The following is an 18285-nucleotide window of genomic DNA, read 5'->3' on the forward strand; positions in this document are numbered from 1 at the left end:
GCAGAAGGCCGTCACATAAGGGCTGTTGGAGATAGTCATATTCCGATCAGGAACACGCCGAGGATGTAGGCCAGCATCTCGAAGCCCGACACCGCGGGCAGCAGGATGAAGTTGCAGACGACGCCCGCGACCGCCGCGCATGCCGTGCCTTTCAGGAAACCGACGATCGCACGCACCGAATTGGTACGGGTCGAGAACAGCGCGCTCACCACGGCCGTGATCGCGACGAACCCGCCGCCCACCGGCCACGCGGTGAAGATCCAGATCGCCGACGCGGCCAGCACCGCGATGAACGCGCGGACGCCGTTGTGACACGCGAGCACCGGATCGCGGTGGAACGCATAGCGCACGCGTGCAGGCGGCGGCACCGGCCGGTCGAGCAATGCCTGGCTCGCGAATGCACGGTCGAAGCCGCCGAGCAGCGCCGACAGCCGATCGAGCGTGAGCAGGCGCGACGTGTCCGGGCCGGCCGGCGCGGCCGCTTCGACCCGCAGTGCGTCGTCCACGCGTGCGCGCAGCGCCGCCATCTCGTGCCCGGCGTCGCCCGATACGGCGACCCGGTCGAGCACGCGTGCCGCCTCGTCGACGAGCGGTTCCGGCGTATCGCCGCCGCGCGCCGCATGCTCGCGGATCGCCAGCCCCGCGGCCTGCGCGGCGAGCACGCCGAGCGCCGCCACGCGCAAATGGCCGATCATGTTGCGCACCGGCGGCGCGCCGGCCGCCGCATATTCGGCCGCCGTATCGAGTTCGAGCGCGTCCGCGAACAGCCGGTGCACGGCCGCGTCGTTCGGCTCGCGGCGCAGCGCGCCCGCGCCGACCGCCACCGCGCGGTCGAGATAGCGCGCGAGTCGCGTGCGGACCTCCTTCAGCGGCGCGCCGGGTGCGAAGACCGTTTCGAACAGCGCACCGCACAGGATGCCGACCACCACGTACAAAAACCGCGCGACGGCGATGTCGAACGCATGCAGCGGCGCGGATACCGCGTCCATCGCGACGATCGCGGCCGTATAGCCCGCGAGCACCGCCGCATACGCACGAAAATTCCGCTGGAACGTCGCGATGCCCGCGCACAGGCCGATCCACGCGGCGAGCGCGGGCAGGAACAACTGGGGCGTCTGCGCGAACGCGCTGGTCAGCGCGAGCGCCACGACCGCACCGATCGCGGTGCCGAGAATCCGGTACTGGCTCTTCGACAGCCCCATCCCGCGGCTGCCCTGCGCGACGATCCACACGGTCGAGGCGGCCCAAATCGGATCGTCGAGATTCATCCGGAACGCGATATAGAGCGCGGTCAACGACGCGGCCGTATTGCGGAGTGCGAATGCAAGCGCGCCGGGCGGCAGCGTCGGACGCGCGTCGCGCAGCGCGGCCCGGACGGCCGCGAGCGGCGGCATGCTGGGGAAAGCGAATTTCATCCGGCGAGCATACGGTCGCGCGGCAGCCGCCACTACGGGGCGCGGGCAGGATGCGTTATTGCGCCGGGCAGGATAATCGGCTCGATCCGCAACGTTTCGGCCCGCGACGGTAAGATGCACGCAGGCCAAACACCGAAACGAACCGCATGGACCTCGAGAGCATCCGGATATTCCTGCGCGTGGTGGAACGCGGCAGCTTCACCGCCGCGGCCACGCAGATCGACATGCCGCTCAGTCGCGCGAGCCGCAAGATCAGGCAGCTCGAGGACGACCTCGGCGTCCAGTTGCTGTACCGCACGACGCGCCGCGTGTCCGTCACCGAAGCCGGCCGCGACTATTACGAACGCTGCCTGCGCGCCGAGGAGATCCTGCTCGACGCGGATCGTCAGGTGCGCGCGCTGCGCACGGAACCCGAAGGCACGCTGCGCGTGCTGGTGCCTTACGCGATCGGCCTGTTCGAACTGGAACCGGCGCTCGCCGAGTTTCGCCGGCGCTACCCGCTGGTCCAGCTCGTGCTGATCTACGACAACAGCGCGCTCGACCTCGTCGAACACGGCTTCGACGTCGCGCTGCGCACCGGCGTGCTGACCGATTCCGGCTATGTCGCGCGCTCGCTCGGCTGGTCGCACGCGAAGCTCGCGGCCAGCCCGCACTATCTCGACCGCGCCGGCCGGCCGCACACGCCGCAGGATCTCGTCGATCACGACATCCTGTTCGTCGGCCGCGACGCGCCCGGCCTGACGCTGCGCCTCACCAACGCGGCCGGCGACGTCGCCGACGTGCCGGTGCGGCCCGTGCTGATCTCGAACGAATCGGTCACGGTGCTGCGCCAGGCCGCGAGCGGCGGCGGCATCGCGCTGATTTCGACCCACTTCACCACACGCCGGATCGAGAGCAACGAACTCGAGATCGTGCTGCCCGACTGGCATCGCACCGACGACGTCGAGCTGCACGCGCTCTACCCGAAACGCGCGACGCTCGACAGCAAGGTGCGCGCATTCGTCGAGTTCCTGACCGAAGTCTTCACGGCGTGGCGGACCATGCCGTAGGGCCGGCAATCGATGCACGGCGGCTACATTATTGCGGTGCAGGAAAGGAATTAATGAGCGCGCAAGCGTTGATCGTCGTGCGCCGCATCGTTAGCCTGTGGCGATGAAAAACGACCACACCCGCTACGGCAGCCACGTGCCCGCTGCCCGCCGACGCGTCACGCGCGTCGCGCCCTCCTGACCGGCGACAGCCCGCCCCGCGACGCCGGCCGCGGCTTCGCCATTCCGATTCACCGATCGAACCGACCACCGCACGCGACGGCACCGCTCGTCGGGCCGCCGTGCGGCGCGCGTGCGTCCGTCCGTTCCGCGCTTCGCCGCACTTGGCCGCACGCCTGCCCCTCACGGGCAGGCGCGGCGTACGGGGCGCACCGCACGACCTTCGTCCATCACGCAGGAACGCCATGTCCTCTCCCTCGTCCTCAGGCCCGCTGTCGGGCGGCCGGCTCGTCATCGGCACGATCGCGGTATCGCTGGCGATGTTCATGAACGTGCTCGACTCGTCGATCGCGAACGTCGCGATCCCGACGATCTCGGGCGACCTCGGCGTGTCGGTCGACGAAGGCACGTGGGTGATCACGATCTTCGCGGCGGCCAACGCGGTGTCGATTCCGCTGACCGGCTGGCTCACGCAGCGCTTCGGCCAGGTACGCCTGTTCGTCGCGTCGATCCTGCTGTTCGTGCTCGCGTCGTGGCTGTGCGGAATCGCACCGAACCTGCCGACGCTGCTCGCCGCGCGGATCCTCCAGGGCGCGGTCGCGGGGCCGCTCGCGCCGCTGTCGCAGGCGCTGCTGCTCGGCGCATGGCCGCGGCAGAAGTCGTCGACGGCGCTCGCGCTGTGGTCGATGACGGCGCTCGTCGGCCCGATCGCGGGGCCATCGCTCGGCGGCTGGATCACGTACGACTACAACTGGTCGTGGATCTTCTACATCAACATTCCGGTCGGCTTCTTCGCGGCCGCCGTCACGTGGTTCGTGTTCCGCGATCGCGAATCGGCCACGCGCCGCATGCCGATCGACACGGTCGGCCTGCTCCTGCTCGTGCTGTGGGTCGCGTCGCTGCAGATCATGCTCGACAAGGGCAAGGATCTCGACTGGTTCAACTCGCCGGTGGTCGTCGCGCTGGGCATCGTCGCGCTGATCGGCTTCGCGTTCTTCCTCGTGTGGGAGCTGCACGAAGCCAACCCGATCGTCGACCTGCGACTCTTCACGCAGCGCAACTTCGCGGGCGGCACGATCGCGATCTCCGTCGCGTACGGGATGTTCTTCGGCACGCTCGTGCTGCTGCCTCAATGGATGCAGGGCTATCTCGGCTACCGCGCGGTCGATTCGGGGCTGGCCACCGCGCCGCTCGGATTCTTCGCGATCCTGCTCACGCCGGTCATGGGGCGTCTGCTGCCGCGCACCGATCCGCGCTATATCGCGACGCTCGCGTTCGTCGGCTTCGCGGTCGTCTTCATGATGCGCACGACGTTCTATACCGACGTGTCGCGCCGGGATCTCGTGCTGCCGACGCTGTTGCAGGGCATTCCGATGGCGATGTTCTTCGTGCCGCTGACGTCGATCATCCTGTCCGGGCTGCCGCCGGAAAAGATTCCGGCCGCGGCCGGCCTGTCGAATTTCGGCCGCACGTTCTGCGGAGCGGTGGGGACGTCGCTGATCGGCAATGCGTGGAACGACCGCACGATCCTGCATCACGTGCGGCTCACCGAACAGGCGAGCGTCACCAATCCGGTCTTCGCGCAACAGCTCGACACGAGCCGTTCGCTGCTGCACCTGAGCCCCGATTCGGCACTCGCGTTCTTCAATGCGTCGGTCGATTCGCAGGCGGCCGTAATGGGCCTGAACGACATCTTCTACGTGTCGGCGATCATCTTCATCGCGATCATCCCGCTCATCTGGATCACGAAACCGGCGCGCTCGGGCGGCGGCGATGCCGATGCGGCGGCGGCCGGCGCGCATTGATCCGCATGCACGGCGCCGGACTGCGCGCCGGCATCGCGACGACGCGAGACGCGCCGATCACGGCGACGACCGACGCAAGCGCCCGGCCGGCAGCGGGCGCTTTGTATCGAATCGTTTCAACGCGCCGACGGTGTCGAATGCTGCGGGTATACTCCGTCGTCAGCCGCCCGTTGCATCGTCGTCCGTCAAAAGCGGCCCGATTCCGGGCGGTTTCGTCGCGAAGCTTCGCGTTTCGCCACCCCGCGCTCCAGCCTCGATACGAGACACCCGACGACCGACCATGAAACGATTCCTGCTGCTTCTTCCCGCCGCCCTGCTCGCCGCCTGCGGTTCCGCTCCGTCGTCCGACTCGGCCGGCTCGGGTGCGGCACCGATGATCTACGTGTCGTCGCAACGCCCGGCCTACGCGATCGCGAACTGCCTCGACAGCCGCCTGTCGGGCACCGAACAATCGCAGCACAACGGCGTGACCGACATCGCCGTCGGTTCGAATTCGTACTTCGTCACGCTGACGCCGTCGGGCAACGGCTCGGTGATCAAGGTCGTGCGCGGCTCCGGCAGCGAACCGGCCGAGGAAGCGATGCGCTACGCGGTCGCGCGCTGCGCGATCTGACGCCCGCCGGCGCCGGGCACCCGCCCGGTCCGCCTGCCCAACGCTGCGCGCCAACCGGCGCACCAGCCGAATATTTTCATCCGGGCGCCCGTCGATGAGAGAATCGCACCACGATTCCTTTTCAATGGAGCCCGCATGAAGCACCTGCTGTCCCGGCTGTTCGTCAGCGCCGCGCTCGTCGCGCTTGTTCCGGCGCTGCCGGCGCAGGCTGCCACGCCGCCCGGCATCTTCGTCGTCGCCACGCAACTGGGCGAATTCACGACCCTCGACCCGAGCGGGATCTACGAGCTGGTGCCGTCCGAATACGTCGCGAACACCTACGAACGGCTGGTGCGCGTCGACCTGAAGGACCCGACGCGCTTCGACGGACAGATCGCGCAATCGTGGACGGTCGGCGCAGACGGCGTGACCTACACGTTCAAGCTGCGCCCGGGCCTCACGTTCCACTCCGGCAACCCGGTCACCGCCGACGACGTCGCGTGGTCGCTGCAGCGCACCATCCTGCTCGACAAGGGGCCGGCCGGCGTGCTCGCCGATCTCGGCCTCACGAAGGCGAACGTGATGCAGAAGGTGCGCGCGATCGATCCGCAAACCGTCGTGCTCGAAACCGACCGCAAGTACGCGCCGAGCTTCGTGCTCAACGTGCTGAGCGCGTGCCCGGCATCGGTGTTCGACAAGAAGCTGCTGCTGTCGCACCAGCAGGGCAACGATTTCGGCAGCGGCTGGCTGCGCACCAACGACGCGGGCTCGGGCCCGTACCAGCTCGTCAAGTGGACGCCGAACGAATCCATCGTGCTGCAGCGCTTCGACAAATACCGCACGCCGTATCCGATGAAACGCGTCGTGCTGCGTCACGTGCCCGAAGCGTCCGCGCAACGGCTGCTGCTGGAGAACGGCGACGCCGACGCCGCGCGCAACCTGAGCCCCGACAGCCTCGCCGCGCTGTCGAAGGCCGGCAAGATCAAGGTCGCGTCGTGGCCGGTGTCGGCCCTGCTGTACCTGAGCCTGAACACGAAGAACCCGAACCTCGCGAAGCCCGAGGTCCAGCAGGCGATGAAGTGGCTCGTCGATTACGACGGCATCCAGCGCAACATCGTCAGCACGACCTACAAGGTGCATCAGACCTTCCTGCCCGAGGGCTTCCTCGGCGCGTCGAACGCGCGACCCTACAAGCAGGACGTCGCGAAGGCGAAGGCGTTGCTCGCGAAGGCCGGCTTGCCGAACGGTTTCGACGTGACGATGGACATGCCGAACGACTATCCGTACCTCGAGATCGCGCAGGCGCTGCAGGCGAACTTCGCGCAGGGCGGCATCCGCGTGAAGCTGATCCCCGGCGACGCGAAGCAGGCGATCGGCAAGTACCGCGCGCGCCAGCACGACATCTTCATCGGCGAATGGTCGCCCGACTACATGGACCCGAACAGCAACGCGCGCGGTTTCGCGTGGAATCCGGACAACTCGGACCAGTCGCCGACCAAGATGCTCGCGTGGCGCAACGGCTGGGACATTCCGCAACTGACGAAGGACACCGAGGCCGCGCTCGTCGAGCCGTCGCCCGCGAAGCGCGCGCAGCGTTACGAGGCGCTGCAGAAGGCCGTGCTCGCAAACTCGCCGTTCATCATCATGTTCGAGAAGGTCGTGCAGGTCGCCACGCGCCCCGGCGCGACCGGACCGGAAATCGGGCCGATCAACGACCTCGTGTCATACCGCACGCTCGCGAAATAATCGCGGCCGCCTGCACGCGCGGCCACACCGCCGTGCAGGTAATCGCCGCGGGCCGCAGGGCCGGCGCCGGCCCGTGCGGCGGCGGCGAACTACAATGACCTGCATCGCGCGGATACCGCGCCGGGCACACGTAACGGGACGAGAACATGCATTCGAGCGAGCACGCAGTGTGCGTGGCGATCAACGACAACAACCGCGCGTGGTACGAAATGCTCGTGCCGTTCCTGCTGTCGCTGCGGCACGCCGGCTACGACGGGCGGATCGCGGTAATCGGCTACGGGCTGTCCGAGCGCAAGCGGCAGATTCTCGCGAGCCAGTCGGTCGACGTGATCGACGCGTCGAGCGCCTATGCGCTGCCGGTCGGCCGCTTCATCGAGGCCGCCGAGTATTGCGCGCGCCATCCGCAGATCCGCAAGCTCGCGCTGTACGACGCGGACATCTGGTTCTGCGCGCCGCAGTTCGACCTGTTCTCGCAGATCGGCGACGACCGCATCCACGTGTGCCCCGACCCGCTGTTCTGCACGTTCGTCGTCACGCCGCTGATCGGCGAGCGGCGCGACCATCACTGGCGCCTCGTCGTCGACGAAGTCAATGCGCGCCACGGCGGTGCGCTGCAGGCCGGGCTCGTCGCCGGCACCGCCGACGCATGGGCGCGGTATGCCGACCACCTGCGCGACTGCATCGCCCGCATCGGCACCGATTTCCAGGAATGCTTCGGCATCGATACGACGTTCCTGCATCTGTGGAGCGCGCAAGGCGAAACGGCGCTGCTCGACCCGGTCCAGAACTTCGTCAGCAAGTACGGCATTCACGAATCGTTCGATGCGGGCAGCGGCAAGACGACGCTCAGGTATCACGGCGAGCCGATCCGTGCACTGCACATGACCGGCGACATCCGCTTCCTCGACCGGTGGCGCTACTACACGAACCACGCCGATGCCGCGCTGCGCGACGGCACGCCGTTCGCGCTGTCGGACGGCACGCCGGCCCCGTCCGATGCGCTCGCCGCACGCATCGCGGCGGCGGATTACGTGCGCTCGGCCGGGCTGACCGTTGCGTCCGCGGCGCTCGAGACGAGCGCGGGCGCCTACCTGCAGGCGATCGACGAACCGGGCGGCACGATGCTCGTCGGCAGCGGAAACCATGAAATCGTGTTCGCCGCGACCCGCGACATCGCACGGCTGAACGTCTACGTCACGCACCCGTCCGGCTCGCCGTCGCCGCTGCTGTGCGAGGTGCGGGTCGACGGCCACCCGCAGCGCAAAGGCACCGAACTGATGGCGCATTTCTGGTACCGGATAGCGGCCGGCGCCGTCGTCACGCTGCGCGCGACGAGCCTCGGCGGCCAGCAGTGCAACGCGATCTGGCGGCTGCGCGAAGCGCCGGACATGCAGCAGTAAGCGCCCGCACGCACGCATTCAATCGAACGCGGCCCATACAAGGTACGCATTCAGCCCGACGATCACGACCGTCGCCGCGCCGGCGACGATTCGCAGCGGCATCCGCATCGCGTAAGCGCCCATCACGTCCTTGCGCGCCGACAGCACCACCAGCGCGATCATCGGCATCGGCAACACGAAGCTCAGCACGACCTGGCTCGCCACCATCGCGCGCGTCACGTCGCAGCCGAGCACGACCACCGCGAACGCGGGCGCGATCGTCACCGCGCGCCGCACCCAGATCGACAGGCGGCGGTGGATGAAGCCCTGCATCACGACCTGCCCGGCCATCGTGCCGACCACCGAGCTCGACACGCCCGACGTCAGCAGCGCGACGAGAAACAGCGCGCCGGCCGCCGGCCCGAGCACCGGGACCAGCGTGTGATACGCATCGCCGATGTCGGTCATGCCCGGCGCGGCCACGCGGAACGCCGACGACGCCATCATCACCATCGCGAGATTCACGAATCCGGCAAGCCCGAGCGCGATCGCGACCTCACGGTTCGAGAAACGCACGAGCCGCCGCCGCTGCGCGTCGTCGCGCGGCGCGGTGCGATCCTGCGTGAGGCCCGAATGCAGATACAGTGTGTGCGGCATGATCGTCGCGCCGATGATCCCGACTGCGATCGTCAGCGCCGCATGATCCGGAATCTGCGGGACCACCAGGTGGAACGCGGCCGCACGCCAGTCCTGCGGCGCGATCAGCAACTCGCCGAGATAGCACGCGCCGATCACGCCGACCAGCGCCGCGATCGCCGCTTCGAGCGGCCGGAAGCCGCGCTTTTCGAGCGCGAGGATCGCGCAGGTCGCGAACGCGGTCGCGACCATCCCCGCGAACAGCGACAGGTGGCACAACAATCCGAACGCGAGCGCGCCGCCGAGGAATTCGGCGAGGTCGGTCGCCATCGCGGCGATCTCGGATGCGATCCACATGGCCCACACGACCGGCGCGGGAAAGCGGTCGCGACACAGTTCGGCGAGATTGCGGCCGGTCACGATGCCGAGCTTCGCCGACATCGCCTGGAACAGCATCGCGATCGCGTTCGCGGCCAGCACGACCCACAGCAGCCGGTAGCCGTATGCGGCGCCGGCCTGGATGTTGGTCGCGAAGTTGCCGGGGTCCATGTAGCCGATCGATGCGATCACGGCCGGGCCGACGAACGGCAGCAGCGCGGCGACGCCGGTGCGGCGCCCTTCCAGCGCGGCGCGCGCCGCGCCGTCGGCGTGCTCGGTGGGCCGGCCCGGCAGCGCGAAGCCGCCGGCAGGTTTGCTCGGGACGGGAAGCATGGTGGAGTTTCCGTTCGAATGAGTAAGACCGATTCGGGCGCACGTGCCGCGGCCGGCTTGCCGGCTGCCGGCCGTGGCGGGACGATGGCGGCGTTACAGCGGCACGACGTCGGGGCGATTGCGCGGAAACTGCGCGATCACGTCCGGCGCGACGTTCAGGTGCGCTTCGACGAGCTTCGGCGGCGTATGCGCGAGCCAGTCGGACAACGACACCTCCGCATAGCGGTCGGTCTTGAAGATCTCGAGGAACACGAGGTCGGTCCGGCCGGTGTTCTGCACGTAGTGACCGAGGCTCTTCTTCACATAGCCGACGTCGCCCGCGCGGAAGTCGGCCGTCTGCGCCTTCGGCCCCGTGTCGAACACCGTCATCCGCGCCTCGCCTTGCAGGTAGTACTGCCATTCGTCGGCGTTCGGGTGCCAGTGCAGCTCGCGCATGCCGCCCGGATGCACGGTCACGAGCGCCGCCGCGACGGTCGTCGACACGGTGAAGTTGGTGCTGTCCGCGATCCGCACCTCGCCGCCGCGCGTCTTCCTGACCGGCTTCATGTCGCCGAGCGAAAAGACGAACGGATGCGGCGGCGCACCGGCCGACGCGGCCGACGCGCGCTGCGCGTCCGCGAGCGGGCCCGGCTCGTCGCCCTGGAAAATCCACAGGTTGTCGAGCGGCACGTTCCTGAATGCGTCGGCCGGCACGCCGAAGTTGAGCGCGAGCACGTCGGGCGGCGTATGCGCGATCCAGTCGGTCAGCAACAGCGTGTTGAATTCCGATGCGCGGCCGTTATCGAATGCGAGCAGGAATTCGGCGCCGTCGCTGCCGAGGCCCTGCAGCGAATGCGGCAGGCCGGGCGGGAAATACCAGAGATCGCCGGTCTTGACGTCCTGCACCGACGGCCGGCCGAGCTCGTCGAGCACCGTGATCCGGCAGCGGCCGTCGAGCATGATGGCCCACTCGGCCTGCTGGTGCCAGTGCATCTCGCGAATGCCGCCGCGCGTCAGCCGCATGTTGACGCCGGAAATGGTTTCGGAAATCGCGAAATCGTCCTGCGTCACTTCGCGCGCCCAGCCGCCATTTTGAATGCGTTTATGGGCATTATTGAAAGACGCCCAGAATAACGGCATCCCGTTGATATCGGTGGCCGGCGGATCCTGAAAAGACGGAAATTGATTGGCGATGGCCGGATTTTTAGGCCCCGGGTCGGTCAGGCTCTGGCGATTGCGTGCATTCACCGCGCCTTCCGGCGGGCTGTCCGGATTGCCGAACGAGGCGGCCTTGGCCGATACCGCGATGCCCGCCGCAGCAATGGCGCCGGCCGTACTTGCCAGCATTTTGCGTCGAGAAAGATTCGTCATGATTTCCTCTTCATTCTTGCGATCGAGAGAATTCCGGTTACGGAATACTTGCCGTTTTCGGATTATCGAAAATCAAACATCCCGTGACGCAAGTTAAATCCAAATCACAGAAAAACTTAAATGAATTATTAACCTGAATTAATGACTTAATCTGATCGACTTTAATTTTGTAATTATTGCGGTGCGGAGGAACGCCGGGCGGCGGCGGATGTCGGCGAATCGGTGGGGTGCGGTGAATGCGGAAATACGACCGCGGCAGGTCGTGACGTCGCGCATGGCGACGGGAAGCAATCGAGGCGCGCCACGTGCCATCGCCGATGCGATGCAGCCGATTCGGAGAACCGATCGTGAAAAACGGAAAACGGGTGAACGCCGATCCGGCGACCACCGGCTAACCGGGCCGCGTCGGGCGCGGCTTACTCCCGCGGCATGTCGGCGAGCCGCTGCGCGGCGAACCGCAATCCGCCCAGGATGCGCTCCGCGACCCTGGCCGGAAAGCCGGGAGGCAGTGCCGCGCCGACCGACTCGATCACGTTCGGCGTCGCGGCGACGAGCCGTTCGACGATCGGCGTCGCGATATCGCCGAGCAGGCAATATTCGGCCATCGCGGCAAAGTGCCGTCGCGTGATATCGCGCATTGCATAGTGCTTGCGCTTGCCGTGCACGGCCATCGCGAGCTTCGCCTTGTGCCACGACCACTGGTTCGCGCCATCGCCTTCGACCGGCCAGATCGACATCACGTCATAGAGCGGCGTGAGGCGGAAACGGCCGCCCGGCAGCAGCCGCAGGCTGAAATTCTTCGCATGCCCGTCCGGCGCAGCGAGCATCCAGAACACGATCAGGGCGGCGAACAGCGTGTCGAGATCCTCGCGCGCCGTCTCCGAACGGCGCAGCAGGCCGGCCAGATCGGGTACGCCGGGGCCGCCCTGCGACTCGTACTTCAGGTGAGGCGGCACGCCGAGCGCCTGGCAGAAATCTTCCTGCGGCAAGCGCAACAGCCATCCGCCGTCGCGATGCAACACCCGATCGAACCGTTCGACCGACAGTACCTTGTGCGCGCCGAAACGCACGATTTCAGCACGCGCCGCCGGCAGGCCGAACGCGCGCAGGATCGCGAGACACAGCCACTCGTTCTCGACGGAGGCCGTGAGATCGGCGCGCTTGTTGCCGACCAGCCCGAGCGGCAACTTGAGAATATGCGTCGTCGGCGTGGCGCCGTGCGGACGCATCCAGCGCCCGTCGTGAAACAGCAGTGCGGTCTTTTCCTGCGCACCGGCGAGCGACAACCGGAAATCGTCGTCGTCCTCGCCCCCCGTCGCCACGCCGCTCGCCTGATCGAGCACGCGGGCGACGTCCTCGTCCGACAGCGGCGTGCCGTCGATGCGATCGAGGCCGGTTGGCGCATCGTCTTCGCCGAGCAATTGCACCGCCCCGACGCAATCACGACCGAGCGCGGCAAGCAGATCGAACGGCTCGGTCGTCGCGGTGCCGAACCGGGCGGCCAATCGGCGCCGAATGGCGTCGCTGTCCGGAAGCAGGTTGTCGAAGTAATGATTGACGCGTTCGCCACGCAACGGGGCATCGCCGACACCGAACGGCAGCGACAACGACAACGGGCGGCCGACGGCCGACTGCTTCCAGCCGGCGTCGTACAGCAGTTCCATGTCGCCGCGCACGGGAATCCGCCATGTGCCGACCCTCTGGCCGTTCGTCCAGATCGACAGCGCGCGCGTGTGCGATTTGCGGCCCATCGCTTACCACTCGGCGGCGGCGGCGTCGCGCCCGTCCTTGGTGCGAATGCTGAGTTCAAGACCGTACAGCGCGGTCAACTCCAGCAATTGCCTGAGCGACAGGCTTTCGGTACGCGTGGTCTCGAGCAGCGACAGCCGCGACTGGCCCACGCCGATTCGCACGGCCGCTTCGGCTTGCGTCAGGCCCTTGGCCTGACGCGCCGAAGACAGGATTTCGCCCAGTTGCGCGGGCGTATTGACGATGAAATTCACGGCGCGTATTCCTGTAGGCAATATGCGCAGTATATTCCTGACAGGCATAAACGCAAATTATTCCCCACATGCATAAACGCAAAATATGCATGACAGGCATAAAAAGAGGCCTGCGCGCCGACACCCCGCTTTTGGACCGACCCTATCAGTCATCCTCACACCATAGTTTTTATCCGCTGGCGCGAATGATTTTGGCTTTGTTAGATGGATGACATTCGATCCATTGACGACAACAATCTAACATCCGATGACTTGCGCGTTCGCCCGTACCGTCGAATCCCGCTTTGCCGAGCTGACGCCGACGGCCAAGCGCATCGCGAGCTACATGCTCGCGAACCTCGATCGGCTCGGGCTCGAGACGGCCGACCAGATCGCGCAGCAGGCCGGCACCAGCGGTATCTCGGTCGGGCGCTTTCTTCGCAGCGTCGGCTACCGCAATCTCGACGACCTGAAGCGCGAACTGCGCGGCGGCGGCGATCGTCCGTGGATGATCACCGACCGGCTCGACGAATACCGCCGCGTCGCGGGCACGCAACCGGCCGAACGCAACCGCGGCAACGGGAGTGACGGCCCGCTCGCGTCGTCGCTCGAGCGCGAGCTCGACGCGATCCGCCACGTGTACCGCCTGGCCGAAGGCCCGGTGTTCGCGCAGGTCGCCGACCGCATCGCGCAGGCCGACGCCGTGTTCATCCTCGGCATCCAGTCGACGCGCGGCATCAGCAACGCATTCAGCAGCTACCTCGAATACCTGCGCCCGCGCGTGTTCTATTCCGACGGCCAGTCGGGCTCGTACGTCGATTCGCTGAATTCCGAATTCGAGCGGCCGTACTGCGTCGTCACCGATACGCGCGCGTATTCGCGCAGCGCGCGCCGCTATTGCCAGGCGGCCGCCGAGCTCGGCCAGCCGTTCGCGCTGGTCACCGATCTGTCGTGCCCGTGGGCGCGCGAATGGCCGGCCGACCTGCTGCAGGTGAAGACCGACGTCGGCCAGTTCTGGGATTCGCTCGCACCGCTCACCTGTCTGTTCAACCTGCTGATCACGGCCGTGGTCGACCGCCTCGGCCCCGCGATCGACCGGCGCGTCGCGCGCAACCGCGAACTGCAGCGCACGTTCGACCAATTCGAATCATGAGCGAGCCCACCCTGCCGATGAACGATCACCGTCTCGTCGAAATCACGCCCGCCACGCATCGCGTCGATATCGAGCTCGTCTATGCGACCGCGCGCAATCTGACCGGCAAGCCGATCTACCGCAACGCGCACTGTCTGCTGCTCGAGCCGGCCGAAGCCGCATTGCGCCGCGCAGTCGACGTCGCCGCGCAGGCCGGCTTCACGCTGCGCATCTACGACGCCTACCGGCCGCCGCAGGCGCAGCAGGTCCTGTGGGACTTCCTGCCCGATCCGAACTTCGTCGCCGATCTCGGCCGCGGCTCGAATCACAGCCGCGGCACCGCGCTCGACCTGACGCTCGTCGGCGCGGACGGCGCGCCGCTCGACATGGGCACCGGCTTCGACGAGATGGTCGCCGCATCGGGCCACTTTCATGCGGGACTGCCCGAGCAAGTACAACGCAATCGCCTGCTGCTGCTCGGCGTGATGCACGCGGCCGGCTTCGCGCACATCGACAGCGAATGGTGGCACTACGAACTGCCCGGCTCTCGCGCGTTGCCGCAGATCGACGACGCGGCGAGCGGCCCGTGGCGCCTGATGTAACGACGAAGCACGCCCCCCTTTTCCGTTCACGTTCAACGACTTCAACGACCGATGGAGCGCACATGAAATTCCCGACATCCCGGCTCGTCGCGGCGCTGGCCGCCGCGCCCGTATTCGCCGCCGTTCCGCTTTCCGCCGCCCATGCGGAAACGCCGAAGGACTTGTTCGTGATGGCGACGCTGCTCGACGAATTCACGACGCTCGACCCGGGTGAGATCTACGAGCTGGTGCCGGAGGAATACGTCGCGAACACGTACGACCGGCTCGTGCGCGTCGATCTGCGCGATCCGTCGAAATTCAACGGCGACGTCGCGCAGTCGTGGACGGTGAGCGCCGACGGCCTGACCTATACGTTCAAGCTGCGCACCGGCCTCAAGTTCCACTCGGGCAACTCGCTGACGGCCGACGACGTCGCGTGGTCGATCCAGCGCGCGGTGCTGCTCGACAAGGGGCCGGCCGCCGTGCTGACCGGCATCGGCCTCACGAAGGCGAACGTCGCCGCGAACGTGAAGAAGCTCGACGACGCGACGGTGTCGATCACGACCGACCGCAAGTACGCGCCGACCTTCGTGCTGAACGTGCTCGGCTCGTGGCCCGCATCGGTGCTCGACAAGAAGCTGCTGCTGTCGCATCAGCAGGGCAACGACTTCGGCAACGCGTGGCTGAAGACCAACGAAGCCGGCTCCGGCGCATACAGGCTGGTCAAGTGGACGGCCGGCGACAGCCTCGTGCTGCAACGCTTCGACGGCTACCGGCTGCCGCTCGCGATGAAGCGCATCGTGCTGCGCCACGTGCCCGAAGCCGCGAGCCAGCGCCTGCTGCTGGAAAACGGCGACGTCGACGCGGCGCGCGACCTGAGCCCCGACGATCTCGCGTCGGTGGTGAAGTCCGGCAAGGCGAAGGTGGCGGCATCGCCGCAGGCGACGCTGCTGTATCTCGGCCTGAACACGAAGAACCCGACGCTCGCGAAACCCGACGTGCAGGAAGCGCTGAAATGGCTCGTCGACTATGCGGGCATCCAGAGCAACGTCGTGAAGACGACCTACAAGGTGCACCAGACCTTCTTGCCAGAAGGCTTCCTCGGCACGCTGAACACGAACCCGTACAAGCTCGACGTCGCGAAGGCGAAGGCGCTGCTCGCGAAGGCCGGCGTGCCCGGCGGCTTCTCGGTGACGATGGACGTGCGCAACGACTATCCGTACACGGAGATCGCGCAGGCCGTGCAGGCGAACTTCGCGCAGGCGGGCATCAAGGTTCAGCTGATCCCCGGCGACAACAAGCAGACGCTCGCGAAATACCGCGCGCGCCAGCACGACATCTACATCGGCGAATGGTCGGCGGACTACATCGACCCGCACAGCAACGCGCAAGGTTTTGCGTGGAATCCGGACAACTCCGACAAGTCGAGCTATAAAATGCTGGCCTGGCGCAACAGCTGGGACATCCCGCAACTGACGAAGGAAACCGACGCCGCGCTCGCCGAGCCGACCGCCGCGAAACGCGCGCAGCTGTATCAGACGATGCAGAAGGAAGTGCTCGCGCGCTCGCCATTCGTGATCATGTTCGAGAAAGTCGCGCAGGTCGCGACGCGGCCCGGGGTGAGCGGGCTCGAAGTCGGGCCGATCAACGATCTGGTGTCGTACCGCAACCTGAAGAAGCAATAAGATTCGCCGCATGTCGACTCCCGCCTCCTCCCTCGAAGCCCTGCGCACGCTGCCCGCGCGGCGCCCGGCCGTGCGCTGGGCCCTGCGCGTGCTGCGCTGGGCGCTCACGCTCGCCGTCACGTTCGCGGGGCTGCTCGCGCTGACGTTCGTAATCGGCCGCAAGGTGCCGATCGATCCCGTGCTCGCGATTCTCGGCGATCGCGCATCGGCCGACGCCTATGCGGCCGAGCGCATCGCGCTCGGGCTCGACAAGCCGCTCGTCACGCAATTCCTGATCTATGCGCGCGACGTACTGCACGGCAACCTCGGCGTGTCGCTGCTGACCGCGAACCCGGTGCTCGACGACATCCGGCGCGTGTTCCCGGCCACGCTCGAACTCGCGACGATCGCGACGTTGATCGGCATCGCGATCGGCGTGCCGCTCGGCGTCGCGGCCGCCGTGAAGCACAACCGGCCGATCGATCACATCGCGCGCTTCGTCGGGCTGATCGGCAACTCGGTGCCGGTATTCTGGCTCGGGCTGATGGGGCTGCTGCTGTTCTATGCGCGGTTGCACTGGGTCAGCGGCCCCGGCCGGCTCGATCCCGTGTACGACGGGATGGTCGACCCGCGCACCGGCAGCCTGCTGCTCGATGCGGCGCTCGCCGGCGAGTGGGACGTATTGCGCAACGCGGTGTCGCACATCGCGCTGCCGGCCGCGATCCTCGGCTACTACTCGGTCGCGTATCTCAGCCGCATGACGCGCTCGTTCATGCTCGACCAGCTGAGCCAGGAATACATCGTCACCGCGCGCGCGAAGGGTCTGTCCGAGCGGCGCGTGATCTGGCGGCACGCGTTCGGCAACATCGCGGTGCCGCTGCTCACCGTGATCGCGCTCACGTACAGCAACCTGCTCGAAGGCTCGGTGCTGACCGAAATCGTGTTCGCGTGGCCGGGGCTCGGCTCGTACCTGACCGGCGCGCTGCTGAACGCCGACATGAACGCGGTGCTCGGCGCGACGCTCGTGATCGGCGCGATGTTCATCACCGTCAACCTGCTGACCGACGCGCTGTACCGCGTGTTCGATCCGCGTGCGCGCTGAGGGCCGCTTCGACATGACCGCTTCCGCCCCGCTTCTTTCCCCGTCCACCCCGAAGGCCGCCCGATCATGAATGCCGAGCGTCTCACGCTGCGCGCGTGGCTTCTTTCCGATGCGCCCGCGTCGCGCTCGCAGGCCGCGTTCGGCCTCGCGTACCGCCGCTGGCGCCGCTTCGCCGCGAATCCGCTCAACCTGTTCGGGCTCGCGATCCTGGCCGCGCTGATCGCGGTCGCGATCGTCGGCCCGCTGATCATGCCGCACGATCCGCTGCGCCAGGTGCTGGCCGACCGGCTGCTGCCGCCCGGCTCGCCGTCGCACTGGTTCGGCACCGACCAGCTCGGCCGCGACATCCTTTCGCGGCTGATCGCGGGGTCGCGCCTGACGCTCGGCATCGCGCTGCTCGTCGTCGTGATCGTCGTGCCGATCGGTCTGCTGATCGGCACGACGGCCGGCTATTGCGGCGGCTTCGTCGACAGCGTGCTGATGCGCATCACCGACATCGCGCTCGCGTTCCCGAAGATCGTGCTCGCGCTCGCATTCGCGGCCGCGCTCGGCCCCGGCGTGATCAACGCGGTCGTCGCGATCTCGATCACCGCATGGCCCGCGTATGCGCGGCTCGCGCGCGCGGAGACGATCCGCATCGCGCAGGCCGACTACATCCATGCGGCGCGGCTGCAAGGCGCGTCGGGACCGCGCATCCTGCTGCGCTACATCATGCCGCTGTGCATGTCGTCGGTGATCGTGCGTGCGACGCTCGACATGGCCGGCATCATCCTGACCGTCGCGGGCCTCGGCTTTCTCGGCCTCGGCGCGCAGCCGCCGAGCCCCGAATGGGGCTTCATGGTCGCGTCGGGCCGCAACGTGCTGCTCGACGCGTGGTGGGTCGCGACGCTGCCCGGCATCGCGATCCTGCTCGTGAGCCTCGCGTTCAACCTGCTCGGCGACGGGCTGCGCGACGTCTTCGATCCCCGCCATGGAGCATGAC

At 67.4% G+C, this 18285-nt stretch carries 15 protein-coding genes and 1 pseudogene; 10 read left to right on the forward strand and 6 right to left on the reverse strand.

The features are described 5' to 3' along the window. Positions 1 to 41: 41 nt before the first annotated feature. A pseudogene (locus tag WS54_RS07735) lies at positions 42 to 1415 on the reverse strand (FUSC family protein); the annotation flags it as partial. Between the two features lie 146 nt (positions 1416 to 1561). Between WS54_RS07735 and WS54_RS07740 the strand changes: the two are divergent. The 5 genes from WS54_RS07740 (at position 1562) to WS54_RS07760 (ending at position 8166) form a co-directional block, all read left to right on the forward strand. Continuing rightward, on the forward strand, positions 1562 to 2464 hold the full coding sequence (locus WS54_RS07740) for a LysR family transcriptional regulator (RefSeq protein WP_034204672.1): 903 nt from the start codon (positions 1562 to 1564) through the stop codon (positions 2462 to 2464). Positions 2465 to 2868: 404 nt separating this feature from the next. Next, a complete protein-coding gene (locus WS54_RS07745) occupies positions 2869 to 4428 on the forward strand; it encodes a DHA2 family efflux MFS transporter permease subunit (RefSeq protein WP_059783179.1) in 1560 nt (519 codons plus the stop codon). Positions 4429 to 4708: 280 nt separating this feature from the next. Beyond that, a complete protein-coding gene (locus tag WS54_RS07750) occupies positions 4709 to 5041 on the forward strand; it encodes a hypothetical protein (RefSeq protein WP_059783177.1) in 333 nt (110 codons plus the stop codon). Positions 5042 to 5176: 135 nt separating this feature from the next. Beyond that, positions 5177 to 6766 carry an ABC transporter substrate-binding protein gene (locus tag WS54_RS07755; RefSeq protein WP_034204669.1) on the forward strand — a complete coding sequence of 530 codons (1590 nt, stop codon included), beginning with the start codon at positions 5177 to 5179 and terminating at the stop codon, positions 6764 to 6766. Between the two features lie 146 nt (positions 6767 to 6912). Further along, a complete protein-coding gene (locus WS54_RS07760; RefSeq protein ID WP_034204668.1) occupies positions 6913 to 8166 on the forward strand; it encodes a hypothetical protein in 1254 nt (417 codons plus the stop codon). Between the two features lie 18 nt (positions 8167 to 8184). On the opposite strand, the gene WS54_RS07765 is transcribed toward WS54_RS07760, so the two are convergent. The 5 genes from WS54_RS07765 to WS54_RS07780 form a co-directional block, all read right to left on the reverse strand. Next, positions 8185 to 9492, reverse strand: a complete 1308-nt coding sequence (locus WS54_RS07765) for an Nramp family divalent metal transporter (protein WP_059783175.1) — start codon at positions 9490 to 9492, stop codon at positions 8185 to 8187. Between the two features lie 93 nt (positions 9493 to 9585). Then, positions 9586 to 10842, reverse strand: coding sequence for an oxalate decarboxylase family bicupin (locus WS54_RS07770; RefSeq protein ID WP_059783173.1), 1257 nt, complete (start codon positions 10840 to 10842; stop codon positions 9586 to 9588). A 37-nt stretch (positions 10843 to 10879) separates the two neighbouring features. Next, positions 10880 to 11230: a hypothetical protein gene (locus tag WS54_RS33610; RefSeq protein WP_159086657.1), complete on the reverse strand. Its 351-nt coding sequence runs from the start codon at positions 11228 to 11230 to the stop codon at positions 10880 to 10882. Positions 11231 to 11258: 28 nt separating this feature from the next. Beyond that, positions 11259 to 12593 carry a type II toxin-antitoxin system HipA family toxin gene (locus tag WS54_RS07775; RefSeq protein WP_059783171.1) on the reverse strand — a complete coding sequence of 445 codons (1335 nt, stop codon included), beginning with the start codon at positions 12591 to 12593 and terminating at the stop codon, positions 11259 to 11261. Between the two features lie 3 nt (positions 12594 to 12596). Further along, positions 12597 to 12845 carry a helix-turn-helix domain-containing protein gene (locus WS54_RS07780; protein ID WP_034204664.1) on the reverse strand — a complete coding sequence of 83 codons (249 nt, stop codon included), beginning with the start codon at positions 12843 to 12845 and terminating at the stop codon, positions 12597 to 12599. Between the two features lie 247 nt (positions 12846 to 13092). Here WS54_RS07780 and sapR point away from each other — a divergent pair, with 247 nt between their 5' ends. The 5 genes from sapR (at position 13093) to nikC (ending at position 18284) form a co-directional block, all read left to right on the forward strand. Next, positions 13093 to 13977, forward strand: a complete 885-nt coding sequence (gene sapR, locus WS54_RS07785; protein ID WP_034204663.1) for a sap1 transcriptional regulator SapR — start codon at positions 13093 to 13095, stop codon at positions 13975 to 13977. A gap of 17 nt (positions 13978 to 13994) precedes the next feature. Continuing rightward, complete coding sequence (gene ddpX, locus WS54_RS07790) at positions 13995 to 14558, forward strand: D-alanyl-D-alanine dipeptidase (protein WP_059783169.1); 564 nt, start codon at positions 13995 to 13997, stop codon at positions 14556 to 14558. A gap of 62 nt (positions 14559 to 14620) precedes the next feature. Then, positions 14621 to 16222 carry an ABC transporter substrate-binding protein gene (locus tag WS54_RS07795; RefSeq protein WP_059783167.1) on the forward strand — a complete coding sequence of 534 codons (1602 nt, stop codon included), beginning with the start codon at positions 14621 to 14623 and terminating at the stop codon, positions 16220 to 16222. A 10-nt stretch (positions 16223 to 16232) separates the two neighbouring features. Then, on the forward strand, positions 16233 to 17303 hold the full coding sequence (locus WS54_RS07800; RefSeq protein WP_059783165.1) for an ABC transporter permease: 1071 nt from the start codon (positions 16233 to 16235) through the stop codon (positions 17301 to 17303). Between the two features lie 66 nt (positions 17304 to 17369). Next, positions 17370 to 18284, forward strand: a complete 915-nt coding sequence (gene nikC / locus WS54_RS07805; protein ID WP_034204660.1) for a nickel transporter permease — start codon at positions 17370 to 17372, stop codon at positions 18282 to 18284. The last annotated feature ends 1 nt before the right edge of the window (position 18285 follow it).

Source organism: Burkholderia sp. NRF60-BP8 (genome assembly GCF_001522585.2).
Lineage (GTDB): Bacteria > Pseudomonadota > Gammaproteobacteria > Burkholderiales > Burkholderiaceae > Burkholderia.